General features: G+C 55.7%; 15 protein-coding genes and 1 tRNA gene. 10 read left to right on the plus strand and 6 right to left on the minus strand.

Going from position 1 to position 16,320, the window contains the following annotated elements; translation table 11 throughout:
* Window positions 1-34 precede the first annotated feature (34 nt).
* Window positions 35-110 (minus strand) — tRNA-Asn (locus tag J1785_RS19990).
* A 395-nt stretch (window positions 111-505) separates the two neighbouring features.
* Here J1785_RS19990 and J1785_RS19995 point away from each other — a divergent pair.
* The 7 genes from J1785_RS19995 to J1785_RS20025 are packed head-to-tail and all read left to right on the plus strand — an operon-like array spanning window position 506 to window position 7,606.
* Entirely contained in the window at window positions 506-1,378 is an 873-nt protein-coding gene (locus J1785_RS19995) for a MurR/RpiR family transcriptional regulator (RefSeq protein ID WP_129951634.1), read from the plus strand.
* 36 nt (window positions 1,379-1,414) lie between these two features.
* Window positions 1,415-2,002 (plus strand): D-alanyl-D-alanine dipeptidase, encoded by a 588-nt coding sequence (ddpX, locus tag J1785_RS20000; RefSeq protein ID WP_217138359.1) that lies wholly within the window; start codon window positions 1,415-1,417, stop codon window positions 2,000-2,002.
* 47 nt (window positions 2,003-2,049) lie between these two features.
* Window positions 2,050-3,630: an ABC transporter substrate-binding protein gene (locus tag J1785_RS20005; RefSeq protein ID WP_217138358.1), complete on the plus strand. Its 1,581-nt coding sequence runs from the start codon at window positions 2,050-2,052 to the stop codon at window positions 3,628-3,630.
* Between the two features lie 60 nt (window positions 3,631-3,690).
* Complete coding sequence (locus J1785_RS20010; protein WP_217138357.1) at window positions 3,691-4,707, plus strand: ABC transporter permease; 1,017 nt, start codon at window positions 3,691-3,693, stop codon at window positions 4,705-4,707.
* Window positions 4,708-4,711: 4 nt separating this feature from the next.
* Window positions 4,712-5,623 (plus strand): D,D-dipeptide ABC transporter permease, encoded by a 912-nt coding sequence (ddpC, locus tag J1785_RS20015; RefSeq protein WP_129951630.1) that lies wholly within the window; start codon window positions 4,712-4,714, stop codon window positions 5,621-5,623.
* Window position 5,624: 1 nt separating this feature from the next.
* Window positions 5,625-6,653: an ABC transporter ATP-binding protein gene (locus J1785_RS20020; protein ID WP_129951629.1), complete on the plus strand. Its 1,029-nt coding sequence runs from the start codon at window positions 5,625-5,627 to the stop codon at window positions 6,651-6,653.
* The gene (locus tag J1785_RS20025) at window positions 6,653-7,606 is read left to right on the plus strand and encodes an oligopeptide/dipeptide ABC transporter ATP-binding protein (RefSeq protein ID WP_129951628.1); all 954 of its coding nucleotides are present in this window, start codon (window positions 6,653-6,655) and stop codon (window positions 7,604-7,606) included. Before J1785_RS20020 ends, J1785_RS20025 begins: the two co-directional genes overlap by 1 nt.
* A gap of 27 nt (window positions 7,607-7,633) precedes the next feature.
* On the opposite strand, the gene dapF is transcribed toward J1785_RS20025, so the two are convergent.
* Window positions 7,634-8,473: a diaminopimelate epimerase gene (dapF, locus tag J1785_RS20030; RefSeq protein WP_217220361.1), complete on the minus strand. Its 840-nt coding sequence runs from the start codon at window positions 8,471-8,473 to the stop codon at window positions 7,634-7,636.
* 100 nt (window positions 8,474-8,573) lie between these two features.
* Here dapF and J1785_RS20035 point away from each other — a divergent pair, with 100 nt between their 5' ends.
* On the plus strand, window positions 8,574-9,143 hold the full coding sequence (locus tag J1785_RS20035) for a GNAT family N-acetyltransferase (RefSeq protein ID WP_217220363.1): 570 nt from the start codon (window positions 8,574-8,576) through the stop codon (window positions 9,141-9,143).
* 70 nt (window positions 9,144-9,213) lie between these two features.
* Here J1785_RS20035 and J1785_RS20040 read toward each other — a convergent pair whose 3' ends face one another.
* From J1785_RS20040 to J1785_RS20055, 4 genes are read right to left on the minus strand one after another with little or no spacing between them, the layout of a single operon-like run.
* Window positions 9,214-10,143, minus strand: a complete 930-nt coding sequence (locus J1785_RS20040; RefSeq protein ID WP_217220365.1) for an ROK family protein — start codon at window positions 10,141-10,143, stop codon at window positions 9,214-9,216.
* On the minus strand, window positions 10,140-11,006 hold the full coding sequence (locus J1785_RS20045; RefSeq protein ID WP_129951625.1) for an ABC transporter permease: 867 nt from the start codon (window positions 11,004-11,006) through the stop codon (window positions 10,140-10,142). The genes J1785_RS20040 and J1785_RS20045 overlap by 4 nt, the downstream gene beginning before the upstream one ends.
* Window positions 11,006-11,926: an ABC transporter permease gene (locus tag J1785_RS20050; RefSeq protein WP_129951624.1), complete on the minus strand. Its 921-nt coding sequence runs from the start codon at window positions 11,924-11,926 to the stop codon at window positions 11,006-11,008. The genes J1785_RS20045 and J1785_RS20050 overlap by 1 nt, the downstream gene beginning before the upstream one ends.
* A gap of 27 nt (window positions 11,927-11,953) precedes the next feature.
* Window positions 11,954-13,498, minus strand: a complete 1,545-nt coding sequence (locus J1785_RS20055) for an ABC transporter substrate-binding protein (RefSeq protein WP_217220367.1) — start codon at window positions 13,496-13,498, stop codon at window positions 11,954-11,956.
* Window positions 13,499-13,733: 235 nt separating this feature from the next.
* On the opposite strand from J1785_RS20055, the gene J1785_RS20060 reads away from it, so the two are divergent.
* On the plus strand, window positions 13,734-14,873 hold the full coding sequence (locus J1785_RS20060; protein ID WP_217220368.1) for an ROK family transcriptional regulator: 1,140 nt from the start codon (window positions 13,734-13,736) through the stop codon (window positions 14,871-14,873).
* A 12-nt stretch (window positions 14,874-14,885) separates the two neighbouring features.
* Window positions 14,886-16,319 carry a M81 family metallopeptidase gene (locus J1785_RS20065; protein ID WP_217220370.1) on the plus strand — a complete coding sequence of 478 codons (1,434 nt, stop codon included), beginning with the start codon at window positions 14,886-14,888 and terminating at the stop codon, window positions 16,317-16,319.
* The last annotated feature ends 1 nt before the right edge of the window (window position 16,320 follow it).

The raw sequence follows: 16,320 nt of genomic DNA on the forward strand, positions 1-16,320 counted from the left end.
TAAGGATTCGCAAAGAGGCATGAAAACAAGAATTTGGCTCCTCTGACTGGACTCGAACCAGTGACATACGGATTAACAGTCCGCCGTTCTACCGACTGAACTACAGAGGAATCGTGTGAACGGGGCGAATAATAGCGACTGCCCCGTGGCATGTCAAAGGGTTAACGAAAAAAGTTGTCTGACTGTTCTCTTAATGTTCAACCTGTTGACTATTAAGACAAAGTGGTTAAAGCCTCTGCAGTTTTTCCTCATGCTTTCGCCTTGTCATGGCTGTATTGCACTAAAAGCACTCACAAGTTGCCTGATTGTTGTGCAAGCGTTATCGATAAGTTTGGTTCCGGCCGTTCTTCAGCAAGTTTTTTGCCAGTTGCCTGCCATAACATCATCATAAATTCAGATCTTCCGCACAAATTTCATTCATTTCCCGAAACTGGCACATCCCGTGCATTGTTATTTTACTAACAACGTCTAGCTTTTTGACAATGAAGCAACAGAGGATGCACTGATGCAGCCAGCGCAGGATGTGATTGAACAAATCGAAGCCTCGTTTGCCGGACAGACGCCGACGGGCAAACGCATTGCCAGCTACCTGCTGGCAAATCTTGCACAGATCCCGTTTGAAACGGCGGACAGCATTGCGCGTAGCGCGGCGACCAGCGGCATTTCTGTCGGGCGCTATCTGCGCAGCCTGGGCTATCGTAATCTCGATCATTTCAAGCAAATGCTGCGTCTGCAAAGCGGCACATCCTATCAGCCGTGGGTGGTTACCGATCGTCTGGGTGCTTACCGCGAACGCAGCAAACAGCCGCAGCAGGAAAAGTTGCAGCAGTCGCTGACGCTCGAGCTCGGCGCCATTAATCACGTCTATCAGCTGGCGCAAACTGACAGTTTTGCGCAGATCAGCCGTCGCCTGGCTGAGGCTGAGGCGGTGTTTATTCTTGGTATCCAGTCGGTGCGCGGCATTGCCAATAACTTCGCCAGTTATCTCGAATACTTACGTCCGAAAGTTTATTTCGCCGACGGGCTTTCCGGCACCTATGTCGAATCCCTGAATTCGGAATTCACGCAGCCCTATCTGGTGGTGACCGATACCCGTGCATATTCGAAGATGGCGCAAACCTATTGCGAAGCTGCGTGTGAACGCGGCCTGAACGTGGCACTGATTACTGACATTTATTGCCCGTGGGCGCGCGATTATCCGGTAGATCTGTTGCAGGTGAAAACCGACACCGGCCAGTTCTGGGACTCGATGGCACCGCTCAGTTGCCTGTTCAACTTGCTGTGCTCGGCAGTGCTCGAACTGCGCGGTAACGATGTTGAACAACGGCTGGCAAATAACCGGATTTTGCAAAAACAGCTCGGACAATTTGAATCGTAAATTCATTGCAACGACAGGAACGGAAAGACATTAATCATGACCATCAATAATAAAACACCTGACATCGCACTGACTGATCTGGCCGAAGTTTTGCCCGATGCCGTGATTGACCTGAAGTATGCCACCGCAGATAACCTGACCGGTCAGCCGATTTATTGTGAATCGCGTTGCCTGCTGCACCCCGATGCCGCCTCGGCTTTAGTTCGCTGCAATGAAGTGGCGAAACTGGCAGGTTTTACCCTGAAAATTTATGACGCTTACCGGCCGCAGGCGGCGCAGGCCTGTTTATGGGCGGCGTTTCCGAATCCGGATTATGTGGTGGATATCAGGCTCGGCTCGCATCACAGCCGCGGTGTGGCCGTCGATCTCACCTTGCTGGATGAGCAGGGGGAAGTCGTGGATATGGGCGCGGGTTTCGATGAAATGACGGAAGTATCGCATCCGTTTTATCCCGATTTACCGCCACACATCCAGCGTAACCGCTTGTTGCTCAACGCCGTGATGGCAGCGGGTGGCTTTAAAGGTATCGCCAGCGAGTGGTGGCACTTTGAATTACCGGATGCCAATACGTATCCGTTGTTAGAAGAGCGGTTCGGCTGCTATCCGCCGGTTAATGCCGCGTAATCATTGCACGTCTCTTATCACTTTTTGACAGAGCCAGGAGTTCCCCGATGAGCAACACAGCAATCAAAACGTTCCGCAAAAATACGAAAACACAGGTCGCCGGTGCCATTTTTCTCGCCTTGTCAGGCTTAAGTTTTGCCACGCAGGCCGCCGTGCCGAAAGACATGCTGGTGATCGGTAAAGCAGCCGATCCGCAAACGCTGGATCCGGCAGTGACCATCGACAACAACGACTGGACGGTCACGTATCCGGCGTATCAGCGTCTGGTGCAGTATAAAACCGAAGGCGGTAAAGGCTCGACGCAGGTCGAAGGCGATCTGGCGGCAAGCTGGACGGCTTCACCGGATCAACTCGTCTGGACCTTCAAACTCAAGCCGGGCGCCAAATTTGATGACGGCACTGAAGTTAATGCCGATGCCGTGAAATGGTCATTCGATCGTCTGATGAAAATCGGCCAGGGCCCGTCGGAAGCCTTCCCGAAAGACATGACGGTCTCGGTGGTGGATCCGCTGACGGTCACGTTCACGCTCAAAACGCCGTTCGCGCCATTCCTCTACACGCTGGCGAATGACGGTGCGGGGATCGTCAATCCGGCGATTGCTAAAGCCAATCCAGCCGATGAAGGCAAGGCATGGCTGGCCGGTCATACCGCCGGTTCCGGCCCTTATAAGCTCGATCGCTGGCAGAAAGGTCAGCAACTGGTGCTGGTGCCGAACCCGTATTACAGCGGCGCAAAGCCAGCCTTCAAACGCGTGACCGTGAAAATTATCGGTGAAAGCGCTACCCGCCGTCTGCAACTTTCACGCGGGGATCTGGATATCGCTGATTCCCTGCCGGTGGACCAGTTGGCTGCGCTGAAGAAAGAAGACAAAGTCGCCGTTGAGGAATTTCCGTCGTTGCGCGTGACGTATCTGTATCTCAACAACGGCAAAGCACCGCTCAGTCAGGTGGATTTACGCCGCGCGATTTCCTCTGCCGTGGATTATCAGGGCATGGTGAAAGGTATTCTTGGCGGTAACGCTAAACAGATGCGCGGGCCGATCCCTGACGGTATGTGGGGCTTCGACCCGACGGCAAAACAATACAGTCTGGATCTGACGCAGGCCAAAGCCGACCTCGGGAAAGTCAAAGACAAGTCGCAGACGCTGGACTTCCTGTATTCCGATAATGATCCGAACTGGGAAGCTATCGCACTTTCCGTGCAGGCCAGCCTGGGTCAGGCCGGGATTAACGTGAAACTGGAAAAGCTGGCTAACGCTACCATGCGCGACCGTATCGGGCAGGGCGATTACGACATCTCAATCGGTAACTGGAGCCCGGATTTTGCCGACCCGTACATGTTTATGAACTACTGGTTTGAGTCCGACAAGAAAGGCCTGCCGGGTAACCGTTCCTTCTATTCCAATCCGCAGGTTGATGCGTTGCTGAAAAAAGCCGTGTCGGTGACCGACCAGAAACAGCGCACCGAGTACTACCAGCAGGCGCAGAAAATTGTTATCGACGAAGCGGCGTATGTGTATTTGTTCCAGAAAAACTACCAGGTGGCGATGAACAAAGACGTGAAGGGCTTTGTTTTCAACCCGATGCTCGAACAAGTGTTCAACGTTGGTCAAATGCATAAACAGTAACCGCAATATCATTCACGAAAACCCCTTTCACGACCTGAAAGGGTTTTACGGGGAAAAACTATGACTTTTTGGACTCTGATCCGCCAGCGCTGCTGGGGGCTGATACTGGTGATGGCGGGGGTTTGCGTCATTACTTTTATCATCTCGCATATGATCCCTGGTGATCCGGCTCGGTTGCTGGCGGGCGATCGCGCAAGCAATGAAATGGTTGAACATATCCGTGAGCAACTGGGGCTGAATCAGCCGCTGTATGTGCAGTTTTTCCGTTACGTCAGCGACCTGCTGCACGGCGATTTGGGCACTTCAATCCGCACCGGTCGTCCGGTGCTGGAAGACCTGAAAGCCTTCTTCCCGGCGACGTTAGAACTGGCGGTCAGTGCGCTGTTTCTGGCGATTGTGCTCGGTATTCCGCTGGGTGTGCTGTCGGCAGTTTACCGTAATAAATTCCCCGATCATCTGGTGCGTCTGCTTTCGGTGCTGGGTATCTCCACGCCTGCCTTCTGGCTGGGGCTGGGTGTCATCATCCTGTTCTACGGCCATCTGAACTTACTGCCGGGCGGCGGAAGGTTAGATGACTGGATGGATCCGCCAGCCAATATCACCGGTTTTTATGTGCTCGATTCTTTGCTGACCGGCAACCGGGAGGCTTTCTGGAACAGTCTGCAACATCTGGCGATGCCTGCGCTGACGCTGGCGTTTGTGCATATGGGGATTGTGGCGCGTCAGATCCGCTCGGCGATGCTGGAGCAACTGAATGAAGACTACATCCGTACGGCGCGTGCCAACGGGCTTTCCCGCTGGCGGGTGATCCTCAGCCACGCCTTGCCGAATGCACTGATCCCGTCCGTGACCGTGCTCGGGCTGGCGATGGGGGATTTACTCTACGGTGCGGTGCTGACGGAAACCGTTTTTGCCTGGCCGGGCATGGGGGCGTATGTCGTGAATTCGATTCAGGCGCTGGACTTCCCGGCAGTGATGGGCTTTGCGGTAGTGGTGTCGTTCGCATACGTGATCGTCAATCTGTGTGTGGATTTGCTGTATGTGTGGATCGATCCGCGCATCGGACGTGAGGGGTGAGCCAATGTCAGTGATTGAACCGGGCGTCAATAATCGTCGGGCCGATATTGTGGCACCGGATGTCAAACCGCGTTTCGCCAGCTGGCGGCGCACATTCCATTTACTGAGCCGCAGCCCGCTGACGATGTTAGGGCTGGCGATCATGCTGGTCGTGCTTTTCATCATGATTTTTTCGCCGTGGCTGGTACCGTACGACCCGAATGCCATCAGCCTGACCGACAGATTGCAGGCACCTTCCGCGTTGCACTGGTTTGGTACCGATGAAGTCGGGCGGGATCTGTTCAGTCGGGTGCTGACTGGCAGCCAGCAATCCGTCGCCGCCGGGCTGGCGGTGGTCATCATTGCCGGTACGACCGGCTCGCTGCTTGGCTGTTTTTCCGGCGTGGTCGGCGGTGTGGTGGATGCGCTGATCATGCGCTGCATGGATATTATGCTGTCGGTGCCGTCGCTGGTATTAACCATGGCGCTGGCGGCCGCGCTCGGACCGAGTTTATTTAACGCTATGCTGGCGATTGCCGTCGTGCGCATTCCGTTTTACGTGCGGCTTGCACGCGGGCAAACGTTGATGCTGCGCCATCAGGCTTATATGCAAGCTACGCGGACGTTCGGCGCGTCGCGCTGGCATCTCATTACCTGGCACGTGCTGCGCAATGTGATGCCGCCGCTGATAGTGCAGGCGTCGCTGGATATCGGCACCTCAATTCTGATGGCAGCGACATTAGGTTTTATCGGCCTTGGCGCACAGCAACCGACCGCAGAATGGGGTGCGATGGTGTCCAATGGCCGCAATTATATTCTCGATCAATGGTGGTATTCAGCTTTTCCCGGCGTGGCTATTCTGATCACGGCCACCGGTTTTAATCTGTTCGGCGACGGTCTGCGCGACCTGCTGGATCCGAAAAGCAGAGGGCGCTGAGATGACTGAACAATCCCGGACGCCGGTACTGGAAATCGACAATCTGCAACTGGTCTTTCCGGTGTACGGCGGTGAAGTGAAAGCGCTGAATCAGGTATCACTGTCGGTCAGTGCCGGAGAAATCGTCGGCGTGGTGGGTGAATCCGGCTCAGGTAAATCCGTCACGGCAATGATGGCGATGCGTCTGCTGCCGCCCGACGGCTTTACTGTCACCGGCGGCACGTTACGCATGCTCGGTACTGATGTGGTTCAGGCCACGGAAGAACAGATGCGTACCTTACGCGGCGCGCGGGTGGCGATGATCTTTCAGGAGCCGATGAATGCGCTAAATCCGACGCGTAAAATCGGCCGTCAGATGTGTGAAGTCATCTGTCTGCATCAGAAAATCAGCAAGACACAGGCATGGCAAAAAGCCGTCGGCCTGTTACAGGATATGCAGATTGCCGATGCGGAGCAGATAATGTCACGCTACCCGTTTGAGCTTTCAGGAGGGATGCGCCAGCGTGTGTTGATCGCTATGGCCTTTTCCTGCGAACCGGAGCTGATTATCGCCGACGAACCGACTACTGCGCTGGATGTCACCGTGCAGCGGCAGGTATTGCGTTTACTCCAGCGCAAAGCCCGCGCCAGCGGCACGGCGGTCTTATTTATCACGCACGATATGGCCGTCGTGTCACAGCTTTGTGACCGGGTTTATGTGATGTACGCCGGGCATGTGATCGAAAGCGGCACGACAGCGGATGTGATCGACACGCCGTCGCACCCGTATTCCATCGGTTTATTGCAGGCCGCACCTGAAAACGGTGAGCCACGCAGTCTGCTTAAAGCCATTCCCGGCACCGTGCCGAATCTGGCAAAACTGCCGCAGGGCTGCGCGTTTCGCGGGCGCTGCGATCATGCCGATGAGCATTGCATCGAGACACCGGCGCTGGCTTCACTGCCGCACTTCCCGCAGCAATCCGTGGCCTGCTGGCATCCGCAACGCCGTGCCGGTGACATCTACATCCAACGTATTGAGGAGCATTCCTGATGATTGCTGAGGCACTGGTTGAACTGCAGGACGTGCGTGTACGGTTTCCCGCAAGCTATAACTGGCGCGGTAAACCGACCGGTTATGTGCACGCGCTGAACGGGCTGGATCTCAATATTATCCGCGGCGAAACCTTAGGTATTGTCGGGGAATCCGGTTGCGGGAAAAGCACGCTGGCGCAGTTGCTGATGGGGCTGCAAAAGCCCAGCAGCGGTGAAGTGCATCGCGCACGCCATGACAATTCCTGGTTCGGCTCCGGTATGCAAATGGTGTTTCAGGATCCGCAATCGTCGCTGGACCCGCGCCTGCCGGTCTGGCGGATCATTACCGAACCGGTGTTTGTGCAAAAACACAACAGCAGCCGGGAGCGCCGTGAACTGGCCGCCACGCTGGCGGAGCAGGTGGGTATCCGCAGGGAATACCTCGACCGTCTGCCGCATGAGTTTTCCGGCGGCCAGCGTCAGCGTATCTCCATTGCCCGTGCGCTGTCCTCAGAGCCGGACATCATCGTGCTGGATGAACCGACCTCGGCGCTGGATATTTCGGTGCAGGCGCAAATCCTCAATTTGCTGGTGGAACTGCAACGCCAGCGTAATCTCACCTATGTGCTGATTTCTCATAACGTTTCCGTTATCCGCCATATGAGTGACCGTGTCGCCGTGATGTATCTCGGGCAAATCGTTGAACTGGGGGCGGCGGAAAACGTCCTGTCAGAGCCACAACATCCCTACACCCGTTTGTTGCTCGATTCGGTTCCCCGTGCCGGACGTCAGCTTGATGAAGGGATAGTCGATAGAAAAGGGGAATTACCGGGCAACCGCAACCTGCCAATGGGATGTTATTTCCGCGAACGTTGCCCGCTGGCCGGAGACGGTTGTCAGATGCCGCAGGATTTGGTGTGCGGTCCAAACGGCGTGGTGGCGAGGTGTCACCGGGTGATGCCCGGGCAGTAAGACCGGGAAGTTCAGCTGGTCAAAACGCTACCCCGGCATATCCCGGAAACAGTCACTATCAAGAGTCACAGTGGCGATTTTCTGCACCGGCCCGCGCATGTTGACCTGAAAATCGCCGCTGAAACGGATGGCGAGTTCACCGCCGGGCATCTGCACGGTAACCGTGTCGTCCACCAGCCCGAGCTTGCGCATTGCGCTGGCCGCCGCACAACTGCTACTGCCGGAAGCCAGCGTATACCCCGCGCCCCGTTCCCAGATGCCGATGCGGATAGTATTGCGATCAATGACTTGCACGAACTGCACGTTGGTACGTTTCGGAAAAATCGCCAGCGTTTCAATTTCAGCACCGAGCTGCCTGACCAAATCCAGATCCAGCTTTTCCACCCGGATCACACAGTGCGGATTGCCCATCGACACCAGCGTTGCGCTGAGATTGTGCCCGCCAGCCACCAGCGGTAACGCGAGAGCTTCATCGCCTTCAACCGTTGCGGGTAACGCGGCTGGCGAGAATTTTGCCTGCCCCATATCCACAATCACCTGATGCGCATCTTCGGTGACTTCGCAGCGCACCTGTCCGCCCGCCGTGTTCACCAGAAAAGGTTTATGCGTTACGCGTCCGATATCAAACAGATAGCGGGCGTAAATACGCAGACCGTTGCCGCTTTTCTCGGCTTCTGAACCGTCGGGATTAATAATGCGCAGGGAGGGAATGTCAGCACCGTCGTTGTCGATCAGCAGACCGTCGGAACCGATGCCGTAATGGCGGTCGCAGACGCGCTTAATTTGCTGATGGCTGAGCAGGGCGGCGACGCTGTGATGGCAGACCAGATAATCATTACCCAGTCCGTGATAGCGGTGAAAAATCATATGGCAGCTCCGGAATTATTTATTATTGTTATAAATATCATTAACAGGAAATACCAGAATTTACTTTTAATTCATACCTGCCATAAAAAAGGAGTTATTTATGGAGTCTTTTACCGTCCCCGTTGCATCGCCGCCGCTGGCCATCACCACATCGCGACTGATTTTGCGACAGTGGCAGGACAGTGATTTCGAGCCTTTCGCCGCCATGAACGCAGATCCGCAAGTGATGGAATTTTTCCCGTCAGTGCTGACCCGTGAAAAAAGTGACGAGATGGCGATCCGCTGCCGGGATTTGATCACAGAACGCGGTTGGGGGATCTGGGTGGTTGAGTTGTGTGAAACTGGCGAATTCATCGGCTTCGTCGGGTTGCATACGCCAGGTTATGATTTGCCGTTTACGCCATGTATCGAAATCGGCTGGCGCCTGAGGGCGGATACATGGGGGCAAGGTTATTGCACTGAAGCCGCCCGCGCTGCGCTGGATGCCGGGTTTAACCAACTGGGGCTAAACGAAATTGTGGCCTTTACCGCGCTGCCGAATGTCCGTTCGCAGGCGGTGATGAAAAAGCTCGGTATGGTATGGGATCCAAAAGAGAACTTCATGCATCCGGCGCTGGAGGAGGGGCACGGGTTACGGGAACATTGTTTGTATCGGCTAAAACGGGTCTGACTCCCTCCCCTGCGAAGGGGAGGAGTTGAAACCAAAACCGTACGGCTATTGCAGGGGGAGGAGCAAACAACTAACTCTGCATCCTCCCCAGCACCGATGCCCCCACTAATCCGCCGTCGGTCAGAAATTTCCCCGGTATCAGCAACGGTTCTGCATAAGTGTGCAGTACACCGCCGCGTACTTTTACATCCAGCGCGGCGATAAGTTCAGTGGCAGACGCCAGCCCGCCACCCGCGACGATCCGCGAAGGGCCGAGGATATTGACCAGCAAGGCCAGCGGTTCGGCAACCAGTTCCAGCCAGGCGTTAACGGTCAGCGAACTGCCAGGATGCCCGTTCAGCCAGCCAGTCACAATGTCCAGACTGGTATTTTCCTGATGGTGAAAATGTTGATGCAAACGTTCCATACCGCGCGCACCGCCGAGCATATCGAGGCAGCCGGTCTGGCCGCAGCCACATTTCAGGCGCGGAATGGGGTAATTTTTGCCGTCAATCGTCAACTCCGTGCGGGTAATCGCACCGTGGCCCCATTCGCCGGTAACGCCACCGTGACCCCGAACCAACTGGCCGTTGATGACCAGACCCCCGCCGACGCCGGTACCTAAAATAATCGCCGCCACGACGGGTTGATTTTGTGCGTTTCCTGCATGGGCTTCGGCAAGGGCAAAGCAGTCGGCATCGTTGGCGGCAGTGACCGGACGGTCAAGCACCGCGCTCAGATCTTTCGCCAGCGAATGACCGGTAAAGGCCGGAATATTGGTTGCGAGCATTTCGCCGGTTTGTGGCGAAACTAATCCTGCGGTGGAAATAGCCAGCGGCGTGCATGCCGGTAAATCAGCGCCATATCTGTCGATCAGTTGTTGTATTGCGTCGGCGAAATCCTGCCATGAGGCGACGGGTGTGGGCACTTTGCCGCATTCTTCTACTTTGCCTGAATAACGTGAAACACCAAATTTAATAAACGAACCGCCGATATCGGCGCAAAAAACGGCAGAACTCATGAGCGTGTGTCCAGTAAATCTCGCAGCCCGTCGCCAAGTACGTTAAAACCAAGCACGGTCAGCATAATGGCCAGACCCGGGAACAGCGAAAGGTAAATATTTATGCCGAGGAAGTTCCGGCCATCGCTCATCATGGTACCCCATTCCGGCATCGGCGGTTGCACACCAAGCCCCAGAAATGACAGGCTGGCGGCAGCGAGAATAACCGTACCTGCGGTCAGCGTCGATTGCACGATAATCGGCCCGATGGCATTGCGCAAAATATAATGCACGATGATGCGGTAATTTGATAAACCCAGCGCCTGCGCGGCTTCAACGTATTCCATCTGCTTTAAACCGAGCGTCAGGTTACGGCTGAGACGTGCGTATACCGGGATGGCAAACAGTGAAATCGCGATCAGCAAGTTTACCAGCCCGCCGCCGAGAATACTGACCACCAGAATGGCCAGCACGATGCCGGGGAAGGCAAACAGCATGTCCATAAACCACATAATAATCATGTCAGTATAACGACCCGCCATGCCGGCAATAATCCCCAGCGGAATGCCGATGATCATCGCCAGCCCGACGCTCAGCACCACTTCGATAATCGAAATCCTCGCACCATAAATCACCCGAGCGAAGATATCGCGGCCGTAATCATCGGTACCGAACCAGTGATCGGCACTGGGTGAAAGCAGGGTATCAATCAGGTCTTGTGCGTACGGGTCATGACGGACAATCAAGGGGGCGAACAGTCCCATCAGCACGATCAGGCTGACAATAAATCCGCCGAGGGCCACGGCAGGATGTCGCCATAACCAGCGGAAAAACCGCAGCGTGCGCGGTTTGCGACGGGGTAATTGCGTGATAACGGCAGACATCAATCAAACCTTATTTTTGGATTCAGGAAAGCGATCAGCAATTCACCGAGCAGGTTCATGACCACCACGCCGCAGACGGCGACCAGCGCCACGCCCTGGATGACCGGGTAATCACGATAGCGTACGGAATCTACCAGCAGGCGGCCGATACCCGGCCAGTTAAAGACGGATTCGGTGACAACTGCCCCGCCAATCAGGCTGCCGAAATTGAGCGCCACGATAGTGACAATCGGGATCAATGCATTGCGGAATGCATGGCTGCAATACACAGTGGTGGCGGACAACCCTTTGGCGCGCGCGGTACGGATATAATCTTCTGACAAGACATCCAGCATGCTCGAACGCGTCATACGCGCCATGACCGCCATCGGTAAAACGGCCAGTGTGACTGAGGGCAGAATATAGCTTTTCCATGAAGTGGCACCGAGCAACGGCAGCCAGCCAAGCGTGACCGAGAAAGTGTTCATCGCCATCAGCCCCAGCCAGAAGTTGGCGACAGAGGCACCGGCAATGGCCAGTAACATTACGCCAAAATCAGGCCAGCGGTTGCGGTAAACTGCACCTATCATGCCCGCAGGAACGCCCACCGCCACTGCCAGAAAATACGCCAGCACGGCCAGCATCAGCGTATACGGCATCCGCTCAGCGATTTCCTGTGTGACCGGCTGTTGCGACTGCAACGAGACGCCGAGATTGCCTTGCAACACTTCCCCGGCAAAATGCACATATTGCGTCACCAGCGGCTGATCCAGCCCGAGGCGCACACGCATGGCATCCACCGCTTCCTGCGTCGCTTCAGGCCCGGCCATCAGACGCGCCGGATCGCCCGGCAGCGCGCGGATAGACACAAAAATCAGCATCGATACCCCGATCAGAATGATCGGGAAAGCGATGAGTTTTTTGGCAAGATAGGCTTTCATGGCGCTTTTCCACTGTAAATGCCGCGGTTATTTTTTCTGTGCATCTTTCACCACAATTTGACCACCGGGTATCATTGTGACGCCTGAAATATGCGTACCGGTAGCGTACAAATCATTCTGGTAATACAACAGAACCTGCGGTGCCTGCTGATTAATTTCTTTCTGAGCGTCGACGTAAATCGCGTTACGGGTATTTTCATCCAGCGTAGAAGCCGCTTTGTCTAACATGTCATCCAGTTTCGGATCACTGAAGAATCCCAGATTCGCGCCGCCGGGGGCGAAGCTTTTGCTGTAATACAGCGGACGAAGCTGCAGATCTGCGCCGTTCGCACCGGAAGACCAGGAGGCCAGCACCGCGCCGGTGTTATCGGCCTTTTTACCCGCCTGATCGGCAAACGCGGCTTTGGTCCACACGCCGCTTTCCATGATTTTCACGTCCAGTTTCACCCCGATTTTCGCCCACATGCTTTGCAGCACCTGACCGATACGCGCGTCCTGACCCTGCACGGCAATTGACATCGTAAAGCCGTCGGCAACGCCTGCTTCTTTCAGCAACGCTTTGGCTTTTGCCAGATCCAACGGATACGGGTTCAGGGTTTTGTCATAACCGGCGGTGACCGGTGCCAGCGGGGAATTCGCCGGTTGTGCGAAGCCCGACATAATGGCGCGCACCAGTCCGTCGCGGTCCGTGGCGTAGTTCAGTGCCTGACGCACGCGGACATCGCTCAGCGGTTTGAGGTCGGTATTCAGCGCGACCCAGAACACGGCCGCTCCCGGGCTTTCATGCAAACTGAATTTCGGATTGTTTTTCAGTACACGGGCAAATTGCGGAGGCACCGGGTTGATGACGTCGGCTTCACCGGCCTGCAACGCCATGTTCATCACCGAAGGCTCTGCGCTCCAGGTCCATTTGATGTCGTCCGGCCCGGCGGCTTTATCGCCCCAGTAGCCCGGATATTTTTCTTCCAGCACGAATTCGCCGGTTTTGTATTGCACCATTTTGTACGGGCCGGTGCCGACTGCTTTGCTGTCCAGCGTGCCGGTTTTATCTGCCGCCGGACTGACCATCAGACAGGCGCCGGTGGTCAGTAAATTGAGGAAAGCCGGATAGGGTTTTTTAAGTCTGAACACCACCGTGGAGTCATCGGTTTTGGTCACGCTGTCAAGGAAGGTACGCAGACGTCCGCTGGCGGCCAGCCCGCGTTTGGTATCGAGATGACGGGCAAAGTTGGCGACGACGGCGTCGGCGTTAAACGGTGTGCCGTCGTGGAATGTGACACCGCTGCGCAGTTTGAATGTCCACACCAGACCGCTTTCATCGCTGCTCCATGACGTTGCCAGAGCCGCTTCCGGTTTGAGTTGTGGCGACATGCGCAACAGACCTTCGTACATCGGGTCGAGTACCGTGCCGGTAAACGTCGCGGTCTGGTTGCCCGGATCCATGCTACGCGGTGCTTCGTTCTGCATCACGTTCAGCGTGGCGGCAAAAACCGGCAGCGAAAGCGCGGCGAGAAGTGCGCTGCTCAGCAGCGATAACTGCACGGGACGCCGGATGTAACGGGTAATCTTCATGTTCTGCCCTCTGCGTGAAAAAGCGGATTAAATGGCTCTGATTTATTCTGCCGGTTCGGTAAAACGCCGGTTTTAATGACAGTTTGTTTTAACAAACAGATTTAACAAATAGTTCATATGAAATACTTATATCCAAACATTTAGTTTAATTTGTGAACTAATTAGCATTGATATATCCATTTCTACCGTTTAATGTCAATGCAGATGAGCGAAAACTGAGAGCGCCAAAACGAATATGCTAACAACTTTGCAACGTCAGATTTTGGGTGCAGTGAATGCCGCAGGCGGTTTAAGCCGTACCGAACTGGCGCAGTTCTCAGGGATGAGTAAAGCGGCCATCGGTGGCGTGGTACGCGAGATGATTGAGGCCGGTTTCCTGCATGAGGCGGAAACGGTGCCGGGCAGCGGGCAGGGGAGACCTTCCGTGCGTCTGGTCGTCCATCCTGACGGCGCGTGGTTTGCCGGGGTATCTTTGCTGCAAAATCCGGCGCAGATGGCGCTGATTAATCTGCATGGCGAAATACTGTCACGTGTGTCGTTCGCGGCCGGTACGGATCCTCAACAACTGGCGGCGAATATCGCCAGCGCATTACCGGTATTGCTCGGGCCACATCCCGAAGCGGCGAAAAAGCTGGTCGGGCTTGGTGTGACACTATCCGGACTGATTGATGAACATCAGTCAACCTGCGTGCAGTCGGCATTGCTGGGCTGGCGGGATGTGCCGCTGGCGAAGCTGATTTCACAGGCGACCGGCATGGATGTGGCGATTGAAAATGATGCCAAAGCGCTGGCGGTGAGCGAAAAAAGCTTCGGTCAGGCGCGGGATCTGAGCAGCTTTACGCTGGTCAGTCACGGCGCGGGGATTGGCAGCGCACATTTCATCGCCGGGCAGTTGCATCGGGGGTTACACGGCGGAGCAGGGGAAATCGCGCACTGCACGCTGGAGCTGAACGGTTCGCCGTGTCGCTGTGGCAAGCGGGGTTGCCTTGATACGTTAGCCTCACTCAATGCCATTGCCGACATGGCTAAAGCCGAAGGGCTGAAGGTCACCACCATCGGCGGGCTTGAACAACTGGCGATGCAGGGCCAGAGTGCGGCGATCCGCATTTTGCACCGTGCGGGTTCTGCGCTCGGCTTAGCGATATCGCACCTGATTCAAATCAATGATCCGGATTTGATCCTGATTGCACATCAGGACGCCGATTTTTCCGGGCTGTTTGGCACGGTTATGCATCAGTCCGTTGAAGCCAACGTCTTGCCGGGCAATGCCGGTAAAACGCCCGTCCGCACTTTTACCCTAAACGACGACACCTGGGCGCGCGCGGCAGCAAGCATTGCTGCCCACCGCTTTCTGGTCGGTCTGAAGCCTGTCTGAGGAATGAGCAATATGCGTATAGCTGTCAGCGGTATCCACATTGAATGCAGTACTTACAATCCGGTGCTTAATGAGGAAAGGGATTTCACTGTCGTGCGGGATGCGCAGTTGCTGGCGTCACCGCGCTTTCGTTTTTTACAGGACTATCCGGCCACCTTTTTACCGACCATTCACGCCCGTGCTATCGCCGGCGGACCGGTAGCCCGTGCCACTTACGATAAATTCAAAGCGGAAATGCTGGCAGGATTAGAGGCGCAAAAGCCGTTCGACGGCGTGTATCTGGCGATGCACGGCGCGATGTATGTTGAAGGATTAGAAGATGCTGAAGGTGACTGGATTGCTGCGGCGCGCAAAGCCGTCGGGCCTGATTGCCCGATCAGTGTCAGTTACGATCTGCACGGGAATGTTTCACAGCGCATTATTGACGCCATTGATATGTTTTCGACCTACCGCACCGCGCCGCATATTGATGTGGAAGAAACCATGCGCCGTTCTGTCGCCATGCTGGTGAAGCATCTGCAAAGTGGCGTGAAACCAATATTGCTGTGGGTGCCGGTACCGGTAGTGTTGCCAGGTGAGCGGACCAGCACGGAAGATGAACCGGCGAAAAGTTTATACGCCCGCCTGCCGGAAATGGATGAAGTGGAAGGCGTCTGGGACAGTTCGCTGATGGTCGGTTACGTGTGGGCGGATGAGCCGCGTGCGACCGCCGCCGTAATCATGACCGGGACCGACCGCACCGTGCTGGAACAGCAGGCCACGCAACTGGCACAGGCTTACTGGGACGCCCGTGAAGATTTTGTGTTTGGCTGTGAAACCGACACCGTGGAAGCCTGTGTGAAAAAGGCCATTGCCAGTGAAACGCGGCCGGTGGTGCTGGCGGATTCCGGCGATAATCCGACCGGCGGTGGCGTTGGCGATCGCGCCGATGTGTTGCAGGAGCTGATCAAACAGTATGCGCAGAATACGATTGTGGCCGGTATTGCCGATGCCCCGGCCACCGACGCGGCATTCAATGCCGGTGTCGGATCAACACTGATGCTGACACTCGGCGCGTCACTCGATCATTCCAGCCCGCAGGTGAAAGGCGAATTCGACGTTATCTTCCTGCTCGATGCACTGACTCCGGCTGACCGTCAGGCGGTACTTCGTATCGGCGGGATTGACGTGGTCGTTTCGGCGCGTCGTCGCCCCTATCACAACATCAGCGATTTCACCGTGCTGGGACTGGATCCGTATACCGCAGATATTGTTGTTGTTAAATCCGGCTATCTGTCGCCGGAACTGGCCCCGCTTGCCAGCCCGAATCTGATGGCGCTGTCTAACGGCGTGGTCGATCAGTTTGTCGAACGCCTGCCGCGCCTGCGCAAACCGCGTAAAACCTTCCCGTTTGACCGTAACTTCAGCTACGCGCCGCAGGTGCAGCTTTCTTCCAGGAGCAAATGAA

The organism is Rahnella perminowiae (assembly GCF_019049755.1).
GTDB classification, from domain to species: domain Bacteria; phylum Pseudomonadota; class Gammaproteobacteria; order Enterobacterales; family Enterobacteriaceae; genus Rahnella; species Rahnella perminowiae.

Excerpts from the sequence above, each read along its gene's own strand:
- dapF (WP_217220361.1), bottom strand. The coding sequence starts at position 8,473 with ATGATTTTTCACCGCTATCACGGACTGGGTAATGATTATCTGGTCTGC.
- J1785_RS20045 (WP_129951625.1), bottom strand. The coding sequence starts at position 11,006 with ATGTCTGCCGTTATCACGCAATTACCCCGTCGCAAACCGCGCACGCTG.
- ddpX (WP_217138359.1), top strand. The coding sequence starts at position 1,415 with ATGACCATCAATAATAAAACACCTGACATCGCACTGACTGATCTGGCC.
- ddpC (WP_129951630.1), top strand. The coding sequence starts at position 4,712 with ATGTCAGTGATTGAACCGGGCGTCAATAATCGTCGGGCCGATATTGTG.
- J1785_RS20065 (WP_217220370.1), top strand. The coding sequence starts at position 14,886 with ATGCGTATAGCTGTCAGCGGTATCCACATTGAATGCAGTACTTACAAT.
- J1785_RS19995 (WP_129951634.1), top strand. The coding sequence starts at position 506 with ATGCAGCCAGCGCAGGATGTGATTGAACAAATCGAAGCCTCGTTTGCC.
- J1785_RS20020 (WP_129951629.1), top strand. The coding sequence starts at position 5,625 with ATGACTGAACAATCCCGGACGCCGGTACTGGAAATCGACAATCTGCAA.
- J1785_RS20025 (WP_129951628.1), top strand. The coding sequence starts at position 6,653 with ATGATTGCTGAGGCACTGGTTGAACTGCAGGACGTGCGTGTACGGTTT.
- J1785_RS20035 (WP_217220363.1), top strand. The coding sequence starts at position 8,574 with ATGGAGTCTTTTACCGTCCCCGTTGCATCGCCGCCGCTGGCCATCACC.
- J1785_RS20010 (WP_217138357.1), top strand. The coding sequence starts at position 3,691 with ATGACTTTTTGGACTCTGATCCGCCAGCGCTGCTGGGGGCTGATACTG.
- J1785_RS20050 (WP_129951624.1), bottom strand. The coding sequence starts at position 11,926 with ATGAAAGCCTATCTTGCCAAAAAACTCATCGCTTTCCCGATCATTCTG.
- J1785_RS20040 (WP_217220365.1), bottom strand. The coding sequence starts at position 10,143 with ATGAGTTCTGCCGTTTTTTGCGCCGATATCGGCGGTTCGTTTATTAAA.
- J1785_RS20005 (WP_217138358.1), top strand. The coding sequence starts at position 2,050 with ATGAGCAACACAGCAATCAAAACGTTCCGCAAAAATACGAAAACACAG.
- J1785_RS20055 (WP_217220367.1), bottom strand. The coding sequence starts at position 13,498 with ATGAAGATTACCCGTTACATCCGGCGTCCCGTGCAGTTATCGCTGCTG.
- J1785_RS20060 (WP_217220368.1), top strand. The coding sequence starts at position 13,734 with ATGCTAACAACTTTGCAACGTCAGATTTTGGGTGCAGTGAATGCCGCA.